The organism is Streptomyces sp. NPDC037242 (genome assembly GCF_055604165.1).
The window spans coordinates 71487-89366 of record NZ_JBVJUY010000017.1 but is presented as its reverse complement, the minus strand read 5'-3'; the positions used below and the strand labels follow the sequence as shown (position 1 = coordinate 89366).

Here is a 17880-nt window from a genome sequence, read left to right as displayed (position 1 = left end):
GGTGCGCGGCGCACGGCGGCCGCTACCGCAGGGCCGTCCGCAGGATGTGCACGCCCACGACCAGCGCCCAGGCCGGCAGGATCAGCTCGGACCAGGGGACCCCGGACCCCACGACGACCAGGACCAGCCCCGTCAGATAGCCCAGCAGGGCGAGCGGGCGCGGGAAGATCCCGAGGCGGCGCCCGATGGAGGAGGTCGCGAAGACGAACACGGCGGCCATCCGCATCGCGTACGTCGTCAGGACCGTGTACGCGTAGTGGCGCCCGAAGGCGGCGTCCGCGCCGTCCTGGAGCACGGTGCCCGCCGCGGCGGCCGCGACGAACAGGGTGGCGACGAACACGAAGCCGCTGCCGAGGAAGACGGTGGAGACGAACCGGTCCTCGGCCTCGCCCGCATGCGCGCGCAACGCGCCCATGAACCAGAGGAAGGAGATCCCGGCGAAGGGCACGATCTCCAGGGCGAGGCGCACCGCCCAGTGGTCCCCGGGGTCCACCACCGCATCGGCGCCGTCATCCGACGGGATGGCGATCCGCATCAGGACGATCGCCGCCGCCAGCAGCACCGCGAAGACGATCCCGGCCGTCCCGGCGGCCCGGGGGGTGCGCAGCCGCGCGCTCGTGGGCTCCACGGACGCCTCGCTCTCTCCCGCCCCCGTCCAGCTAGCGGCAGCCGCCGCGCGGACGCCATCGGGGGCGGGCCGAGAGGGTGAGGACGTCTCCCCCGGGAAGCGGCGGCTACGGAACCGGGACCGGGACCGGCTCCGAGGCCTCGGCCTGTTCCTCGGCGCCCTCGTGGTTGCCGTACCAGGCCACCGCCACCGCGCCGGTGACGGCCAGGACGAAGCCGAGGACCGCCAGCCAGGCCAGGCCCGGCCGGGAGGCGTCGCCCAGCCAGAGCACGCCGATCGCGCCGGGCAGCACCGTCTCGCCCACCACCAGCGCCGCCGTCGCGCCGTTCACCGAGCCGATCTGCAGGGCCACCGTGTGCAGGTACATGCCGCCGAAGCCCGCCACCAGGATCGCGTAGAGCGCCGGGTCGGACAGCAGCGAGGCCAGGTCGAAGGGGTCCACGCCGTTCAGGATGCGCACGCCCACGCCGAGCGCGCCGAAGGCCAGACCCGACAGCAGGCCCGCGAGGATCGCCGCCCGGCCGCCGAGGAACCGTACGGCCACGGTGCCGCCGACGATGATCAGGAGCGTCACGCCGAGCAGCCACCAGTGGGTGGACATCGGGGCGTGGTGGCCGCCCTCGTGGCCGGCCGCCGTCGCCAGCAGCACGAGCGCCGTGCACACGACCCCGATCGAGGCCCATTCCTTCCGGGTCAGCCGGATGCCCAGCATCTTCACGCTGAGCACCGCCGTGATCACCAGGTTGGCACTGATCACGGTCTGGGAGAGGAACAGCGGCAGCAGCCGGGCGGCGAGGGCACCGAGGCCGAAGCCCACGAAGTCCAGGATCGTGCCGACGATGAACTCCCACGTCATCGCGGCCTTCGCGGTCGACGACAGGTTCGGCCCGCCGTGCGCCGTCACTCCGGCGGCGGCCGGGGACATCCGGGCCGCCCGGCGCGAGCCGACGGCTTGCAGGACGGATCCCGTGCCGTAGCAGATGGACGCCGCGATTGCGGTCAGCAGGCCTATGAGCACCGAAGGCTCCGTTCACTTCTGGCAGGTCTTGTGTACCTATGCCAGACGTAAGAAAGGCGCCGGAAGTTGCCTCCCGGCCTCAGGTCATCGAGGCGAGTACCGCCGGAACCTCGTCGACCGAGTCGACCAGCGCGATCCGGGACTCAAGCGGACGGCCCGCCGCCAGCGCCTGGAGCAGCGGCCAGGCCGGGAGCCGCTCCGTCCAGTGGGCGCGGCCGACCAGGATCATCGGGGTCGGCTCGCCCCGGGACTCGTAGTAGTTCGGGGTCGCGTTGTCGAAGATCTCCTGCACGGTGCCCGCCGCGCCCGGCAGGAAGACCACGCCCGCGTTGGACCGGGCGAGCAGCCCGTCCTCACGGGTGGCGTTCGCGAAGTACTTGGCGATGTGGCCCGCGAAGGCGTTCGGCGGCTCGTGCCCGTAGAACCAGGTCGGGATGCCCACCGAGTCGCCGCCGCCGGGCCAGCGGCCGCGTACGGTGAAGGCCGCCTGCGCCCACTCGGAGACCGAGGGGGCGAAGGACGGGGCCTTCGCCAGCATGTCCAGCGCCTCCGCGAGCGCCTCGTCCGGGGACGTCGCCAGGTAGGCGCCCAGGTTGGCCGCCTCCATCGCGCCCGGTCCGCCGCCCGTGGCCACCGTCAGCCCGGACCGGCTCAGCGCCCGGCCCAGTTCCGCCGCGCCCCGGTAGTCCGCAGCGCCGCGGGCCATCGCGTGGCCGCCCATCACGCCGACGACGCGCGCGCCCACGAGGTGCTCGTCGAGGGCGTCGGAGATGGCGTCGTCGTGGATGGAGCGGAGCATCGAGGAGAATATGTCGCCGTCGGCCTTGGTCTCCTGGAACCAGGCGTACGCCTGGGCGTCCGGGGTGGCCTCGTAGCCCTCCGCCAGCCCGGCGAACAGCTCGTCCGCCGTGTACAGCAGACTGCGGTACGGGTCGAACGGCAGGTCGGGAACCGGCGGGAAGACCAGCGCGCCGTCCGCGCGGACCTTGACCGAGGCGTCGGGCTCCATGGGGCAGCCGAGGAACACGGCCGAGGAGGTGTCCGCCGACAGCAGCGCGAAGGTGCGCTGCAGCAGGTTGACCGACTGGATCCGGTATCCGCTGAGCGAGCCGTGGGCCACGACCCGGTCGAATTCGGCGAGCGTCTCGATCTCGGTGTCGATGTATCCGTTGACCATTCGGCCCACCCTAAGGGCTGCCCGCCTCAGCGGGTCAATGCCAGCGACGTCAGCTGTGCCACACCCCAGCTGAGCGGTACGCACACGGCCACCAGCGCGGTCGCCCGCAAGGTCGCGGCGCTGCGCAGCACCGCGCCCGGGGCGCCGAGGCCGGCGAGGGTCTCGCGGGCGGCGGCGCGGGCCTGGTGGACCTCCACCGCCGAGGTGAGCAGCGTCGCGGCCGCGCACAGGGCCACCAGCGCGACGGCCGGCCCGGTCAGCGGGCCGAGCGGGACGTCGAGCCCGCCCCGGTCGCGCAGGGCCAGGGCGGTGAGGGCGCCCGCGCCGACGGCGCACAGCACCCCGAGGGGCGGGCCCAGCCGGGGCGCCTCCTCCTGCAGGGTCCGCCCGGCGAGCAGCCGGAGCGCGCCCGGGCGGACGGCCTGCACCAGCGCCCCGCACGCGTAGGCCACGCCCGGCCCGGCGAGGGCGAGCCCGAGGGCGGTCAGCGCCCAGCCGGTGGCCATGCCGGCGCCGCCGCGGCCGGCGTAGGCCTCCACGGCCAGCCCGCTGGCGGTGAGGGCGATGCCCCAGGGCAGCCCGGTCTGCGGGGCGGTCGGCGCGTGCGGCCGCAGCGCGAGGGCGGTGGCGGCCGAGGCGGCCAGGGGGAGCAGGGACAGCAGGGTGAGGGCGGCGGCCACGGGCAGCGGCCGGTCGGCGTGCAGCAGCCCGGCCCCCGCCCCGTCGAAGGGCAGCCCGGCGACGTCCCCGCGCAGGTGGAGGAAGGCGGCCAGGGCCACGGCGCTGCCCAGGGTGCAGGCGACGGCGGTGGAGATCGCCGCGACCAGGGTGAGCCGAACGGGCCCCAGCCCGGCCGCGTCCAGCCCCTCCCGGGGCCGGGTGGCCGGGTCGGTACGGGCCACGGCGACGGCGAACTGCACGGTGACGGCGAGCGGGACCAGGGCCCACAGCAGCCGGGGGAACGATCCGGCAGGCCGGGCGACGGCCTGCGCGAGCACGTACAGCAGCAGGAACCCGGTACCGGCCGAGGCGGCGGCCACCAGCAGCCGGCGCAGCTGAACGAGCGGCCGGGAGCCGCGGGCTAGGCGGAGAGCGAGCACGCGGCCTGGTCCTCCGGGGTCTGCGGGGAGGCGGCGGCCGCCGCTCCGGCCGGCCGGCCGTCGAGCAGGGCGACCCGCCGGTCGGCGACGGCCGCGGTCTCCTCGTCGTGGGTGGCCAGCAGCACGGTGATGTCGTGCGAGCGGGCCGCGGTGGTCAGCGTGCGGAGCAGCAGGGCGCGCTCGGCGCGGTGCAGCGGGGCCGTCGGCTCGTCGGCGAAGATCACGGCCGGCTGGTTGACCAGGGCGCGGGCCAGGGCGACGCGCTGCGACTCGGCCCGGTTGAGGGCGCCGGGGCGCTTGCGGGCGAAACCGCCGATGTCGAGGCGCTCCAGCCATTCGAAGGCCGCGTCCTTGGCGGTGCGGTGCGGGACGCCGGCGATCAGGAGCGGCAGAGCCGCGTTCTCCCAGACCCGCAGTTCGGGCAGGAGCTGGGGCGTGGGGCCGATCCAGCCGAAGCGGTCGCGGCGCAGCCGCTCGCGGGCCATGGCTCCCATGGTGTGCACGGGCACGCTGTTGAACCAGACCTCGCCCTGTTCGGGCGCCAGCTGCCCGGAGAGGCAGTGCAGCAGCGTGGTCTTGCCGCTGCCGCGCGGGCCGGTGACGGCGAGGATCTCGCCCTCGCGGACACCGAGCGAGACCCCGATGAGGCCGGGCGAACCTCCCCCGGACTTCGTCCGGGGGGACCCCCTGTGGGAGTAGTGAAGGGACCGTGCCCAGAGGACGTCGTTGTCTGGCGGGGCGCTGTCCGGGGGAGCCACCATGGCGTACACCTCCGTCCGGGGGAACGAAGCGGAGCCTGCTTGGTCACTGGCGCCGCAAGGAGATGTAAAGAGATGAACGTCTTGGATGGTGACAGCACACGGCCCGGACCCCCTCGTTCTCACTCGAACGGGCGATCCGGGCCGTGTGGTCGGACTATTTACAGCTTGGTCCACGCCTCGGTGAGCACCGAGCGCAGGATGCCTTCGATCTCGTCGAAGGTGCCCTGGTCGGCGGTCAGCGGCGGGGCCAGCTGGATGACCGGGTCGCCACGGTCGTCGGCCCGGCAGTACAGGCCGTTCTCGAAGAGCGCCTTGGAGAGGAAGCCGTAGAGCACGCGCTCGGTCTCCTCGTCGGAGAAGGACTCCTTGGTGTCCTTGTCCTTGACGAGCTCGATGCCGTAGAAGTAGCCGTTGCCGCGGACGTCGCCGACGATCGGCAGGTCGTGCAGCTTCTTCAGCGTCGAGAAGAAGGCGTCCTCGTTGTCCAGCACGTGCTGGTTGAGGCCTTCCTTGTCGAAGATGTCGAGGTTGGCGAGCGCCACCGCGGAGGACACCGGGTGGCCGCCGAAGGTGTAGCCGTGCAGGAAGGTGTTGTCGCCCTTGTAGAACGGCTCGGCGAGCTTGTCCGAGATGATGCAGGCGCCGATCGGGGAGTAGCCCGAGGTCATGCCCTTGGCGCAGGTGATCATGTCCGGGACGTAGCCGAACTTGTCACAGGCGAACATCGTGCCGAGGCGGCCGAAGGCGCAGATCGTCTCGTCGGAGACGAGCAGGACGTCGTACTCGTCGCAGATCTCGCGGACCCGCTGGAAGTACCCGGGCGGCGGCGGGAAGCAGCCGCCGGCGTTCTGCACCGGCTCCAGGAAGACGGCGGCGACGGTGTCGGCGCCCTCGAACAGGATCTCCTGCTCGATCTGGTCGGCGCACCAGCGGCCGAAGGCCTCGGGGTCGTCGCCGTAGATCGGGGCGCGGTAGATGTTGGTGTTCGGTACCTTGTGCGCGCCGGGCACCAGCGGCTCGAAGGGGGCCTTGAGGGCCGGCAGGCCGGTGATGGACAGGGCGCCCTGCGGGGTGCCGTGGTAGGCCACCGCACGCGAGATGACCTTGTACTTGGTGTGCTTGCCCTGAAGCTTGTAGTACTGCTTGGCGAGCTTCCAGGCGGTCTCGACGGCCTCGCCGCCGCCGGTGGTGAAGAAGACCTTGTTCAGGTCGCCCGGGGCGTAGTGCGCGAGGCGCTCGGCGAGCTCGACGGCCTTGGGGTGCGCGTACGACCAGATGGGGAAGAACGCGAGTTCCTGGGCCTGCTTGTACGCGACCTCGGCCAGTTCCTTGCGGCCGTGACCGGCGTTGACCACGAACAGTCCGGCGAGACCGTCCAGGTAGCGCTTGCCCTTGTCGTCGAAGATGTAGGTGCCCTCACCCCGCACGATGGTGGGGACGGGAGAGTTCTCGTACGACGACATGCGGGTGAAGTGCATCCACAGGTGGTCGTACGCGGTCTTGGAGAGGTCCTGGCTCACGGGCTATCTCGTTCCCCACATGTAGGTCTGCTTCTTCAGCTTCAGGTAAACGAAGCTTTCGGTTGATCGCACGCCGGGGAGCGCGCGGATCTTCTTGTTGATCGTGTCGAGCAGGTGGTCGTCGTCCTCGCAGACGATCTCCACCATCAGGTCGAACGAGCCCGCGGTCATCACCACGTACTCGCACTCGGCCATCGCGGTCAGGGCGTCGGCCACCGGGTCGAGGTCTCCCTCGACGTTGATGCCGACCATTGCCTGGCGCCGCAGCCCCACGGTGAGCGGGTCGGTGACGGCGACGATCTGCATGACGCCCTGGTCGAGCAGCTTCTGGACGCGCTGTCGCACGGCCGCCTCGGAAAGGCCCACGGCCTTGCCGATGGCCGCGTAGGGACGGCGACCGTCCTCCTGCAGTTGCTCGATGATCGCCAGGGACACAGCATCGACCGAAGGGGACGGTTGTCTGTTCCTGGAATCTGCGCTTCGACTGACCACGACCTCACTGTGCACGAGGAGTCGACAGTTCCGCAAGGCGGAATCGATGAAATCCGTTGTTTGGCGACTCGGATGACACTGATTTCGTAGTTCGTGGTGCGTGGCCCTGTCGAAAACGGCGCACAAGGGGCTAGGCTGGGTTGTTGTCTCAACCATTGGACATGTGATCAGGAGTGTGGCTGGAGTGACCAGCGAACTGCGTCGTCTGCGTAACTACATCGGCGGGGAGTTCAAGGACGCCGCCGACGGGCGGACCACCGAGGTGGTCAACCCCGCGACCGGCGAGGCGTACGCCACCGCCCCGCTCTCCGGCCAGGCCGATGTGGACGCGGCCATGGCCGCCGCTGCGGCCGCCTTCCCGGGCTGGCGCGACACCACCCCCTCCGAGCGCCAGAAGGCCCTGCTCAAGATCGCGGACGCCTTCGAGGCGCGCGCGGACGAGCTCGTCGCCGCGGAGTCGGAGAACACCGGCAAGCCGCTGGGCCTCACGGCCAGCGAGGAGCTGCCGCCGATGGTGGACCAGATCCGCTTCTTCGCCGGCGCCGCGCGCCTGCTGGAGGGCCGCTCGGCCGGCGAGTACATGGAGGGGATGACCTCGATCATCCGCCGTGAGCCGGTCGGCGTCTGCGCGCAGGTCGCGCCGTGGAACTACCCGATGATGATGGCCGTGTGGAAGTTCGCCCCGGCCATCGCCGCGGGCAACACCGTGGTCCTCAAGCCCTCGGACACCACCCCGGCCTCCACCGTCCTGATGGCGGAGATCATCGACTCGGTCCTGCCCAAGGGTGTCTTCAACGTCATCTGCGGTGACCGCGAGACCGGCAAGGCCATGGTCGAGCACTCCACCCCGGCGATGGCCTCCATCACCGGCTCGGTGCGCGCGGGCATGCAGGTCGCCGAGAGCGCCTCGAAGGACGTCAAGCGCGTCCACCTGGAGCTCGGCGGCAAGGCCCCGGTCGTGGTCTTCGAGGACGCCGACATCGCCAAGGCCGTCGAGGACATCGCGGTCGCGGGCTACTTCAACGCCGGCCAGGACTGCACCGCTGCCACGCGCGTGCTCGTGCACGAGTCCATCCACGACGAGTTCGTGACCGCGCTCGCCAAGGCGGCCGCCGACACCAAGACCGGCCAGCCGGACGACGAGGACGTGCTGTACGGCCCGCTGAACAACCCGAACCAGCTCAAGCAGGTCGCGGGCTTCATCGAGCGCCTCCCCGCCCACGCCAAGGTCGAGGCGGGCGGCCACCGGGTCGGTGAGAAGGGCTACTTCTACGCCCCGACCGTCGTCTCCGGCCTCAAGCAGGACGACGAGATCATCCAGAACGAGGTCTTCGGGCCCGTCATCACCGTCCAGTCCTTCACGGACGAGGCCCAGGCCCTGGAGTACGCGAACGGCGTCGAGTTCGCCCTCGCCTCCTCCGTGTGGACCAAGGACCACGGCCGCGCGATGCGGATGTCCAGGAACCTCGACTTCGGCTGCGTGTGGATCAACACCCACATCCCGCTCGTCGCCGAGATGCCCCACGGCGGCTTCAAGAAGTCCGGCTACGGCAAGGACCTCTCCGCCTACGGCTTCGAGGACTACACCCGCATCAAGCACGTGATGACCTCGCTCGACGGCTGATCCGCCTGAACGGGGCGGGCAGTAGACAACATGTCTATTGCCCGCCCCTTCGCGTTCGCCGAGGCTTTGGCCATGCCTGAACTCGCCTTTTCCCGCCGCTCGGCGATCCGCGGCCTCGGCGCCGCGGGCCTGCTGACCGCCCTCGCCGGCTGCGGAGTGCCCGCCGCCTACGTTCCCGAGGATCGGCGGGAGGGTCCGGACCGCTCCGAGCGGGACCAGAGCATCTCCTTCTCCAACTGGCCGCTCTACATCGACACCGACGACGAGGACGAGAGCCGCCGGCCGACGCTGGACGCCTTCTCGGAGAAGACCGGCATCGAGATCCGGTACACCGAGGACATCAACGACAACGACGAGTTCTTCGGCAAGGTCAGCCCGGCCCTGATGAACCGCCAGGAGACCGGCCACGACCTGTTCGTGGTCAGCGACTGGATGGCCGCCCGCTTCGTCCATCTGGGCTGGGCCCAGAAGATGAACCGGCCGGCGCAGCCCAACGTGGCCAAGTACCTCGACCCCCAGCTGCGTTCCCCCGCCTTCGACGAGGGCCGGCTGCACACCGTGCCCTGGCAGTCGGGGATCACCGGCATCGCCTACAACCGCAAGGCGCTCGGCCGGGAGATCAGGTCCGTGGGCGACTTGTGGCACCCGGACCTGGCCGGCAAGGTCACCCTCTTCTCCGGTCTCGACGAGTCCTTCTCCCTGCTCATGCAGGGTGACGGGGTGGACGTGACGCGGTGGACCGAGTCCGACTTCCACCGGATGTGCGACCGGGTGGAGAGCATGGTGAAGAAGAAGCACATCCGCCGCTTCACCGGCAACGACTACACCTCCGATCTCAGCAAGGGCGACGTCCTGGCCTGCCAGGCCTACTCCGGCGACGCGATCCAACTCCAGGCCGACAACCCCGACATCGAGTTCGTCGTCCCCGAGGAGGGGGCCGAACTGTGGGCGGAGAGCCTGCTCGTCCCCAACCTCGCCCGGCACAAGGCCAATGCCGAGAGCCTGATCGACCACTACTACGCACCGGAGGTGGCCGCGGAGCTCGCCGCCTCCGTCAACTACGTCTGCCCGGTCCCGGCCGCCCGCGAGGTCCTGGCCGCATCCGACGACAAGGACACCGCCGCCCTCGCCGAGAACCCGCTGATCTTCCCCGACGGCGAGATGCGCAAGCGCCTCGTCGTCTCACGGGACATCTCCACGGCCGAGCGGCCCTCCTTCGCCAAGCGCTGGAACGCCATCGTCGGCCTCTGACGGGCGCGGACACGGATATCCGTGATGATCACGGTCCGGCCGCAGAGTTGAACATGTTCAGGGATTAGGCTGAACGTGTTCAAGAATCCGCGTACGCTTCCTTCCATGAGCGAGAGAAGCGCCCTTGAGCGGCGGATCCGTGCCTGGCTGACCCTGTTCCTCATCTGCCTGGTCCTCAGCGGACTCACCGCCTTCCCCCTGGTCAGTGAACTCCACTGGGCCAACGCCCTGGTGGACAACGAGTGGCTGCGGCGCGTGGGCGACGGGCTGGACAGGGCCGATGCGGAGTACCCCTTCCTGCTGTACGGCACCGACTGGCTCGCCTTCGCCCACCTGGTGATCGCCGTCTTCTTCTACGGCGTCCACCGCGACCCCGTACGCAACATCTGGATCGTCGAAGCGGGCATGATCGCCTGCGCCGGAGTGATCCCGCTGGCCCTGATATGCGGGCCCATCCGCGGCATACCCGTCTGGTGGAGCGTCATCGACATGTCCTTCGGCGTCTTCGGAGTGATCCCCCTCCTGGTCCTGCGCCGCATGATCAAACGCCTGGAGGCGTTGCCCGCCTGAGGGCTACTTCGCGAAGGCCGCCATCACGATGCCCAGGGCCACCGGGTTCATGTCCTCCCCCTTGGCGTTGGTCGAGTTGACCGAGTAGACGAGGGTGCGCGAGAGATCGCGGGTCGCGCCTATCGCGGTGTTGTAACCGTGCCGGCCACCCGTCTTCCCCCAGGCGACAGTGCCGTCCGGCAGGACGAGCCGGGACAGTCCCGCCGTCAGCGTCGCGGCCTTGCCACCCGCGAAGTTCTTCACATCGGGCACCGTGAACATCTCCTCCAACTGCGCCTCCGGCACGATCCGCCCGCCGAACAGGGCTATCGTGAAGCGCTCCAGATCGGCGGTCGTCGAGATGATGTCGCCGGCCGCCCACCGGTCCGAGGAGTTCCACTCGGTCACATCGCGCAGCTCCGTCGAGCCGTCGGCCGTCATCACCGCCTGGTAGCCGCGGTTGTGCGGCCCGTGGATCTTCGTCTGCGTCCGGCCGGGGAACGAGGTGTGGCGCAGCCCCAGCGGCGCCAGGATCCGCCGGCCCACCGCCTCCTCGTAGGCCGTGCCCGTCACCTTCTCGATCAGCACGCCCAGGACCGTGTAATTGATGTTCAGGTAGTGCTGCGCGGCCCCCGGCTCGAACTCCGGCCGCTTCGCGAAGGCGTTGGCCAGCTGGCCGTGCGGATCGGTCACATCGAAGCGGTGCTCCCACTGCGCCTCGAACGACTCGCCCGGGCCGTCGGCCGCCGGTATGCCGCTGGTGTAGTTGAGCAGTTGCCGGACGGTGACGGCGCCGTAGGTCTCGGGCACGGTCCCCGGCAGGTACTGCCGGACCGGCCTGTTCAGGTCCACCCGGCCCTCGGCCGCGAGTTGCAGCACCACCGCAGCGGTGAAGGTCTTGGTCACCGACCCGGCCCGGAACCGGCCCTGCTCGAAGGCCTCCCGCCCGCTGCGGACGTCCGCGACGCCCGAACTGCCCCGCCAGGAGCCGCTCGTACCCCCCACGCGGACCAGGGCGGCCGTCGCGTCCTTGTTCCCCGCGCCGAGGCCGGCGATCGCCCCCTCCAGCGCCGCGGAGTTCGGCGGCGTGGCGACGGCGGGTGCCTCGGCTCCGGACGAAGCCGCAGCGGACGCTTCGGCGATCGGGGCGGCCTGGGCGGTGACCGCCGGTCCTGCGACGACGCCCAGGACCAGAGCCGCGGCGATCAGTGTGCGCGTACGTGCCTTCATGGTGTTCCCCCTGTGAGACCCCGGGGCCCTGCTGCCCCGATGACCTCAATGCTCCTGGTCAGACGGGTAGTCGCGGATCACCATCAAGAGTGGTCTTCACCGGTACGACAACTCACTACCCAGAGGGAGCCGACACGCCCCTCCTCACTCCCCAGAGGGAGTACCCGCAGCGATCAGGCCCGTCTCGTACGCGCAGATCACCGCCTGGATCCGGTCCCGCAGCCCCAGCTTCGCCAGCACGTTCCCCACGTGCGACTTCACCGTGTGCTCGCTCACCACGAGCGCGGCCGCGATCTCCGCGTTCGACAGCCCCCGCCCCAGGTGCAGCAGCGTTTCCCGCTCCCGCGCCGTCAGCACGGCCAGCCGCTCCGCCGACAGCGCCTGCCCGGCCGCCGGCCGCGCCGTCGCCGCCGTGTACTCCTCGATCACCCGCCGCGCCACCGAAGGCGCCAGCAGGGACTCGCCCGCCGCCACGACCCGTACCGCATGCACCAGATCGTCCCGCCGCACGTCCTTGAGCAGGAACCCGCTCGCCCCCGCGTGCAGCGCCTCGTACACATACTCGTCCGAGTCGAAGGTCGTCAGCATCACCGTCCGGCAGGCGCTCTGCGCCGAGATCGTGCGGCAGGCCTCGATCCCGTCCAGCACCGGCATCCGGATGTCCAGCAGCGCCACGTCCGGCCGCAGCGCGCGGACCGCCTCGACGGCCGCCGCCCCGTCCCCGACCTCGGCCACGACCTCGATGTCGTCCTGGACGTCCAGGATCATCGCGAAGCCGCTGCGCACCAGCTCCTGGTCATCGGCCACCACCACACGGATCGTCAACTCCCCACCTCCAGCGGCGAGGCTACAAGGACGGCGCGCACCTCGAAGCCGCCACCCGGCCCGGGCCCGCAGACCGCCGTGCCCCCGTGCGCCGCGGCCCGCTCCCGGATCCCGATCAACCCGTGCCCGCCCTGCCCGCCCCGGGCCGCCGGACCCCGCCCGTCGTCGGTCACCGTGATCGTCAGGTCCCGCTCCGTGTGGTGCAGGCGCACCGCCACGCGCCGGGCCTCGGCATGCTTCACCACGTTCGTCAGCGCCTCCTGCACGATCCGGTACGCGGTCGTGTCCACCGCCGGCGACAGCGCCCGCACCCGGCCCGTCTCCTCGTAGGAGATCTCCGGCCCGCCCAGCCGCACCCTGTCCAGCAGCGCCGGCAGCCCCGCGACCCCCGGCTGCGGCTCGCGCGGTGCGGGACCGTCCTCCCGCAGCACGCCCAGCATGCTCCGCAGCTGCGCCATCGCCTCCCGGCCCGTGTCCGCGATCGCGTCGAAGGCGGCCTCGGCCCGCTCCGGGGCCCGCCGAACCGCCACCGGACCGGCCTCCGCCTGCACGATCATGATGCTGACCGCATGCGAGAGGATGTCGTGCATCTCCCGCGCGATCCGCGCCCGTTCCCGCGCGGCGGCCTGCTCCGCCTCGATCCGGTTGGCCCGCTCCAACTGCGCCGCCCGGTCCAGCGCGGCCGAGGTGTACGCCTGCCGGGTGTACTGCAGCCGGCCCAGCGCGTAGGCCGCGGCGGAGACGAAGAGAGTGAAGAGCAGTTCGCGCGCCGTCCCCGTGTTCCAGCCCACCGACAGGGCCACCACCGCGGCCGACAGCAGCCCCACGCCCGCCCGGACCCGTGCCGTGCACTGCAGTGCCACGGTGTAGAAGGCGATGAGGCCCGCATACGGCAGCGGCTGCCCCGGCCCCTCCAGCGTCATCTTGTACGCGCCGCCGACGGCCAGGACGGCGACCAGCACCGCCACCGGAGCCCGGCGCCGCCAGACCAGCGGCAGCACTCCGAGCGTGGTCATCCCGTACGAGGCCCAGTCCGCGGGCGGCAGCTCGGCCGAACGGGGCACCACGAAGGGCATGGTGACGGCCAGTTGCACCAGCAGCGTCAGCCCCAGGTCCTGCCACCGCGCACCGGCGCGGCGGATCCGCTCGCCGAAGGTGCGTATCACCGGCCGTACTCGGCCCGCACGGCGGTCAGCGCGTCCACCCGGTTCGTGGTCACGGAGTCGACCCCGGCCGCGACGAGCGCGCGCATCGCGCGCTTGGTGTCGGGCGTCCAGGCCGACACGCGCAGCCCGTCGCGGTGGACCGCGTCCACCAGCTCGCGGCTGACCAGCCCGAAGCGGTAGTTCAGCCAGGTCGGGGCGACCGCGTCGATGAGCACCCGGCGGGGCGGCGACAGCGTGGTCCAGGTCAGGGCGATCTCCGCGCCCGGATCGGCGGCGCGCACCGCCAGCATGCTGTTCGGCCCCGCGCAGTAGTACGCGCGCTCGCGCGCCCCGCACTCGCGGACCTGGCCGACGACCGTACGTACGGCCTCGTGCGTCGCGCCCGGCAGGTCGATCATCACCCGGCCCGCGCCGGCGGCCATGAGGGCCTCGCGCAGGGTCGGCACCCCGCCCTCCGTCAGCTCCTTGAGCTGCGGGGCCGTGACGGCGTCGATCCGCACGTCATGGCCCCACAGCCGCTGCAGCGTGTCGTCGTGGAGCAGGACGGCCGTCCCGTCGCGGGTCAGCCGTACGTCGATCTCGACCGCGTCCGCCCCGCGGGCGAAGGCGGAGCGGATCGAGGCCAGGGTGTTCTCACGGACACGGTAGGGATCGCCGCGGTGGCCGACGGCAGTCAGAGTGCGCATGCGCCCCATTCTCAGGGGCAGCGGCGATCAGGGGGAGGTCAGCGCGCGAGCCACTGGTCGGTGTACGCGTCGATCTCCTCGGTGAGCTTCGCCTTGCCCGCCGGGTCCAGGAAGGAGGCCTCGACGGCGTTCTTCGCGAGCGCGGCGAGACCGCGCTCGTCGAGGTCGAGGAGGCGGGAGGCCACCGCGTACTCGTTGTTCAGGTCCGTGCCGAACATCGGCGGGTCGTCGCTGTTGATGGTGACGAGCACGCCGGCCTGCACCATCTCCTTGACGGGGTGCAGGTCGAGGTCGCTCACCGCGCGGGTGGCGACGTTCGAGGTCGGGCAGACCTCCAGCACGATGCGGTGCTCCGCGAGGTACGCGAGGAGCTCCGGGTCCCGGGTGGCGCTGGTGCCGTGGCCGATGCGGACGGCGCCCAGCTCGCGGACCGCGTCCCAGATGGTCTCGGGGCCGGTGGTCTCGCCGGCGTGCGGCACGCTGTGCAGGCCCGCGGCGCGCGCGGCGTCGAAGTACGGCTTGAACTGCGGCCGCGGTACGCCGATCTCGGGACCGCCGAGGCCGAAGGAGACCAGGCCCTCGGGGCGCAGGTCCACGGCGAGGCGGGTGGTCTCGGCGGCGGCTTCCAGGCCGGCCTCGCCGGGAATGTCGAAGCACCAGCGCAGGATGACGCCCAGTTCGGCCTCGGCGGCCTTGCGGGCGTCCTCGATGGCCTCCATGAAGGCGTGCTCGTCGATGCCGCGGCGGGTGGAGGAGTACGGGGTGATGGTCAGTTCGGCGTAGCGGATGTTCTGCCGGGCCATGTCACGGGCGACCTCGAAGGTCAGGGTGCGCACGTCGTCCGGGGTGCGGATCAGGTCGACGACGGAGAGGTAGACCTCGATGAAGTGCGCGAAGTCGGTGAAGGTGAAGTAGTCGGCGATGGCCTCGGGGTCGGTGGGGACCTTCGAGTCCGGGTGGCGGGAGGCGAGTTCGGCCACGATGCGGGGGGAGGCGGAGCCGACGTGGTGGACGTGCAGTTCGGCCTTGGGCAGCCCCGCGATGAAGGGGTGCAGGTCGGTCATGGAATTGCCTCCGGGGGACGCTGGTGCGGGCAGGTCGGCAATCATCGTAGGCAGGAGCTCGGCTGTCGGCGGCACGCCTTAGCATGGCTGTACGAGAGGGGGGCGCCGCATGACCGATCAGAGCCCTGAGCCGAGGGACCCGTGGGCGCCGCCGGAGCAGGCGGCCGTGGACCTGGGTAAGAACCGTGCCGCGCCGGGCGCGCCGGAGGACCGGCCCGCGCCGTCCGTGCACGACCAGCAGACAATGGCCGGAATGCCGGGGGCGCAGACGCCGCCGCCTGGATCCGGACCCGCCCCGGTCACCCAGCCCATGACGCCGCCCGCGTACGGGTACCCGGCCCAGCCGGACCCGGCGGCGTACGCGTACCCCGGACCGCCGCCCGCCCCTCAGGGGTACGGGTACCAGGGCCAGCCCGGTTACGCGGCGTACCCGGGCCAGGCTCCGTACGGGCCCTACGGCCCACAGCCGAGCAACGGCTTCGGCACCGCCGCGCTCGTCCTCGGCATCATCTCGGTGGTCGCGTGCATCACCAGCTTCCTCGCGATCGCGCTCGGCATCGCCGCGGTCGTCTTCGGCGCGCTGGGCCGGGGCAAGGCCAACCGCGGGGAGTCCACCAACGGCGGGACGGCGCTGGCCGGCATCATCCTGGGCGCCGTCGGCATCGTCATGGGCGGTCTCATGCTGGTGATAGCGATATTCGGCTTCCTGGGCTCGGAGGCGCACTCGGACGAGGACCCGGGGTACGACCCGCCCTCCAGCTCGCAGTTCCAGGAGAAGGTCTGACCCCGGGCACCCGTCAGCCCCGGTCCGTCCAGGGCCAGTCGGCGTCCTGACCGTTCTCGATCAGGGACACCATGCGGAACGCGGCGTCCGTCAGGCCGCCGAAGGTGTGGCGGAAGCCGGTGCCGGCGGGCGCGTGTCCCACCCGGTAGCCGGCCAGGTTCCAGGTGTACACCGGGACCGTTTCCGGTACCAGGGCCGTCGGGTCGTCTCCGGCGTAGTAGCTGGCCTGCTCGTCGGTGACGATCAGGACCCGGTCGTGCTGCCTGTAGTGCTTGCGCATGGCCTCCGACGTGTCGGTACCCCCGAGGCTCTCGAAACGCTCCAGCACCTTCAGCACGGACTCGCCCCGGCGGTAGGGCACGGCCTTGCTGCCGGTGCCGAACTGCACCAGGTCCGCGTTCTCGGCGCGCAGCGCGAGCGCCGTGCCGAAGACGGCCGCCGCGTCCGCGCGGTTGAGCTGGGAGCGCTCCGACAGCGGGGACCACATCGACCCCGACCGGTCCACGAGCACGAGCGTGCGACCGGGCAGCGCGGGCACGTTGGCCAGCGAGTGGCCGAGTGCCTGCTCCAGCGGGTACGCCCAGCGCAGCGAGGGCGCGTGCTGGTAGGCAGCCAGGTAGCGGAAGGGGAACTGCCGGGACCGCGCGACGAACCCGGGATCACTGACCTTGGCCGCCACCTGCGCGGCCACCTCGTCCGAGACCCCGGCCTGGTCGAAGTTGCGCAGGTTGCGCAGCAGCGCCATCGAGCCCATGGACGGGATGACCGCCTCCCAGGCGGCCGCGTCCATCGGGCCCTGGAGCCAGCCGGCCAGCGCCTCCCAGGTCATCCCCGCCTCGGCGAGCCGCTCGGCGCCGTCCGGGGCGGTGACCACGGCCCGGCGCTGCGCCACCGGCAGCTCCATCAGCGCCCGGTGGGCGACGAGGGTGCGGCTGCCGGCCGGAGGCTCGGCGCTCTCCGGGTTGTGCCGGCGGTCGAGGGCGTAGCGGAACAGCTCGCCCTGCCAGGCCTTGGCGGGGTCGGGGGAGGCGTGCACGAGGTTGAGGACGTCGCCGAAGCGGTACCCCCGTCGAGCGGAGGCCGTGTCGTACTTCAGCAGCGAGGTGCCGGAGTAGAGGCGGCGCACGGCGTCCGCGATCCCGCGCTTGACCGGCTTGGGCACGTTGCGCCCGTAGGCGGCCGTCCAGTACGCGAGCAGCTCGCCGGGCTCGTCCGCGCGCCGCAGTACGGAGTCCACGACCTGCCGGTTGGAGGGCCCGTCGGTGGCGCCCGCGTCGAGCCGGGCCTTGACGTACTCGGCCGCGCCGACGAGCGAGGCGGTACGCATGTTGCCGTCGCCCCGCAGCCAGCCCAGCAGCCCCGCGGTCCACTGCGGGTCCTCGACGGCGAGCTTGCGCACGAGGGCGGCGAACCGGTCGTCGCGGGCCTCGCCGCTCTCGTACGCGGTGCGCTGGGACACGAAGTTGGCGACGGCCAGCAGGAAGAGTTCCGAGCGCGCGTCGCGCACGAAGCCGCTGCTGCCGTGGTGGTTGGCGGCCCGGCCGCCGGTGGACCGTACGGGCGAGGCGGTCGCGGCGGACGTGGCGGTCGCCGCGGAAATGGCGGTCGCGACCGGTGCGGGCGCGGCCTTGAACCGGCGCAGGTTGAAACGAGCCATGTGAATCCCCCCGAATTCAAGGAAGAGCGGGGGAGGCGGGACGTGCGGGATCGCCCGAGATCGGAAGTCGGTGACGGACTTGTGTCAGCTGCTCTACCGGACTGAGCTACCGGCCGTGGCCGGGCGGGATTCGAACCCGCGACCCGCTGATCCGGAGAAGTAACCGTCGCCTGCGCACCGGGCGCCCCGCACGCGGCCTCCCGAGATCAAGTTGGCGGCGGCCTGGGTTTCTTTTTGGGAGAAGGAGCCGCAGCCTGCGCACCGGGAGGTGCGTGAAACAGGTGTCCAGAGGTCGAAGCCGGCGAAACCGACCAGGTGCTCTACCAACTGAGCTACATCGGCCCGAAG

17 protein-coding genes are annotated in these 17880 nt (G+C 71.5%); 4 read left to right on the top strand and 13 right to left on the bottom strand.

The annotated features are described in order from the left end of the window. Nucleotides 1-22 precede the first annotated feature (22 nt). The 7 genes from ACZ7GJ_RS21245 to ACZ7GJ_RS21215 all read right to left on the bottom strand — a co-directional run bounded on the left by ACZ7GJ_RS21245 (nt 23) and on the right by ACZ7GJ_RS21215 (nt 6711). Nucleotides 23-628, bottom strand: coding sequence for a hypothetical protein (locus tag ACZ7GJ_RS21245; RefSeq protein ID WP_470753744.1), 606 nt, complete (start codon nt 626-628; stop codon nt 23-25). A gap of 106 nt (nt 629-734) precedes the next feature. After that, nucleotides 735-1646 carry a DMT family protein gene (locus ACZ7GJ_RS21240; protein ID WP_470753743.1) on the bottom strand — a complete coding sequence of 304 codons (912 nt, stop codon included), beginning with the start codon at nt 1644-1646 and terminating at the stop codon, nt 735-737. Nucleotides 1647-1725: 79 nt separating this feature from the next. Further along, nucleotides 1726-2823: an LOG family protein gene (locus ACZ7GJ_RS21235; RefSeq protein WP_470753741.1), complete on the bottom strand. Its 1098-nt coding sequence runs from the start codon at nt 2821-2823 to the stop codon at nt 1726-1728. Between the two features lie 26 nt (nt 2824-2849). Further along, nucleotides 2850-3923: a hypothetical protein gene (locus ACZ7GJ_RS21230; RefSeq protein WP_470753739.1), complete on the bottom strand. Its 1074-nt coding sequence runs from the start codon at nt 3921-3923 to the stop codon at nt 2850-2852. After that, entirely contained in the window at nt 3905-4684 is a 780-nt protein-coding gene (locus tag ACZ7GJ_RS21225; RefSeq protein ID WP_470753737.1) for an ABC transporter ATP-binding protein, read from the bottom strand. Before ACZ7GJ_RS21225 ends, ACZ7GJ_RS21230 begins: the two co-directional genes overlap by 19 nt. A 158-nt stretch (nt 4685-4842) precedes the next feature. Then, nucleotides 4843-6204, bottom strand: coding sequence for an aspartate aminotransferase family protein (locus ACZ7GJ_RS21220; protein WP_470753735.1), 1362 nt, complete (start codon nt 6202-6204; stop codon nt 4843-4845). Between the two features lie 3 nt (nt 6205-6207). Then, on the bottom strand, nt 6208-6711 hold the full coding sequence (locus tag ACZ7GJ_RS21215; protein WP_037791052.1) for an Lrp/AsnC family transcriptional regulator: 504 nt from the start codon (nt 6709-6711) through the stop codon (nt 6208-6210). Between the two features lie 169 nt (nt 6712-6880). Here ACZ7GJ_RS21215 and ACZ7GJ_RS21210 point away from each other — a divergent pair, with 169 nt between their 5' ends. From ACZ7GJ_RS21210 to ACZ7GJ_RS21200, 3 genes are all read left to right on the top strand, one after another. After that, nucleotides 6881-8320 (top strand): gamma-aminobutyraldehyde dehydrogenase, encoded by a 1440-nt coding sequence (locus ACZ7GJ_RS21210; protein WP_470753733.1) that lies wholly within the window; start codon nt 6881-6883, stop codon nt 8318-8320. 72 nt (nt 8321-8392) lie between these two features. Then, a complete protein-coding gene (locus tag ACZ7GJ_RS21205) occupies nt 8393-9571 on the top strand; it encodes an ABC transporter substrate-binding protein (protein ID WP_470753731.1) in 1179 nt (392 codons plus the stop codon). 105 nt (nt 9572-9676) lie between these two features. Continuing rightward, on the top strand, nt 9677-10141 hold the full coding sequence (locus ACZ7GJ_RS21200; protein ID WP_470753730.1) for a hypothetical protein: 465 nt from the start codon (nt 9677-9679) through the stop codon (nt 10139-10141). 3 nt (nt 10142-10144) lie between these two features. Here the strand turns inward: ACZ7GJ_RS21200 and ACZ7GJ_RS21195 are convergent, their stop codons facing one another. From ACZ7GJ_RS21195 to ACZ7GJ_RS21175, 5 genes are all read right to left on the bottom strand, one after another. Beyond that, nucleotides 10145-11350, bottom strand: coding sequence for a serine hydrolase domain-containing protein (locus tag ACZ7GJ_RS21195; protein WP_470753728.1), 1206 nt, complete (start codon nt 11348-11350; stop codon nt 10145-10147). A 144-nt stretch (nt 11351-11494) separates the two neighbouring features. Further along, nucleotides 11495-12175 (bottom strand): response regulator transcription factor, encoded by a 681-nt coding sequence (locus ACZ7GJ_RS21190; protein ID WP_470753727.1) that lies wholly within the window; start codon nt 12173-12175, stop codon nt 11495-11497. Next, nucleotides 12172-13341, bottom strand: coding sequence for a sensor histidine kinase (locus ACZ7GJ_RS21185; protein ID WP_470753726.1), 1170 nt, complete (start codon nt 13339-13341; stop codon nt 12172-12174). The genes ACZ7GJ_RS21190 and ACZ7GJ_RS21185 overlap by 4 nt, the downstream gene beginning before the upstream one ends. Then, a complete protein-coding gene (locus ACZ7GJ_RS21180) occupies nt 13338-14036 on the bottom strand; it encodes a glycerophosphodiester phosphodiesterase (RefSeq protein ID WP_365917447.1) in 699 nt (232 codons plus the stop codon). Before ACZ7GJ_RS21180 ends, ACZ7GJ_RS21185 begins: the two co-directional genes overlap by 4 nt. A 29-nt stretch (nt 14037-14065) precedes the next feature. Further along, nucleotides 14066-15091, bottom strand: a complete 1026-nt coding sequence (locus ACZ7GJ_RS21175; RefSeq protein WP_470753725.1) for an adenosine deaminase — start codon at nt 15089-15091, stop codon at nt 14066-14068. Nucleotides 15092-15200: 109 nt separating this feature from the next. Here ACZ7GJ_RS21175 and ACZ7GJ_RS21170 point away from each other — a divergent pair, with 109 nt between their 5' ends. Further along, a complete protein-coding gene (locus ACZ7GJ_RS21170) occupies nt 15201-15875 on the top strand; it encodes a DUF4190 domain-containing protein (protein WP_470753723.1) in 675 nt (224 codons plus the stop codon). 13 nt (nt 15876-15888) lie between these two features. On the opposite strand, the gene ACZ7GJ_RS21165 is transcribed toward ACZ7GJ_RS21170, so the two are convergent. Further along, entirely contained in the window at nt 15889-17532 is a 1644-nt protein-coding gene (locus ACZ7GJ_RS21165; RefSeq protein ID WP_470753721.1) for a TROVE domain-containing protein, read from the bottom strand. Nucleotides 17533-17880 lie beyond the last annotated feature (348 nt).

What these genes read in the sequence shown, in the direction of transcription:
- ACZ7GJ_RS21180 (WP_365917447.1), bottom strand. Translation starts at nt 14,036, where the DNA reads ATGGGGCGCATGCGCACTCTGACTGCCGTCGGCCACCGCGGCGATCCC.
- ACZ7GJ_RS21165 (WP_470753721.1), bottom strand. Translation starts at nt 17,532, where the DNA reads ATGGCTCGTTTCAACCTGCGCCGGTTCAAGGCCGCGCCCGCACCGGTC.
- ACZ7GJ_RS21175 (WP_470753725.1), bottom strand. Translation starts at nt 15,091, where the DNA reads ATGACCGACCTGCACCCCTTCATCGCGGGGCTGCCCAAGGCCGAACTG.
- ACZ7GJ_RS21225 (WP_470753737.1), bottom strand. Translation starts at nt 4,684, where the DNA reads ATGGTGGCTCCCCCGGACAGCGCCCCGCCAGACAACGACGTCCTCTGG.
- ACZ7GJ_RS21205 (WP_470753731.1), top strand. Translation starts at nt 8,393, where the DNA reads ATGCCTGAACTCGCCTTTTCCCGCCGCTCGGCGATCCGCGGCCTCGGC.
- ACZ7GJ_RS21235 (WP_470753741.1), bottom strand. Translation starts at nt 2,823, where the DNA reads ATGGTCAACGGATACATCGACACCGAGATCGAGACGCTCGCCGAATTC.
- ACZ7GJ_RS21170 (WP_470753723.1), top strand. Translation starts at nt 15,201, where the DNA reads ATGACCGATCAGAGCCCTGAGCCGAGGGACCCGTGGGCGCCGCCGGAG.
- ACZ7GJ_RS21195 (WP_470753728.1), bottom strand. Translation starts at nt 11,350, where the DNA reads ATGAAGGCACGTACGCGCACACTGATCGCCGCGGCTCTGGTCCTGGGC.
- ACZ7GJ_RS21200 (WP_470753730.1), top strand. Translation starts at nt 9,677, where the DNA reads ATGAGCGAGAGAAGCGCCCTTGAGCGGCGGATCCGTGCCTGGCTGACC.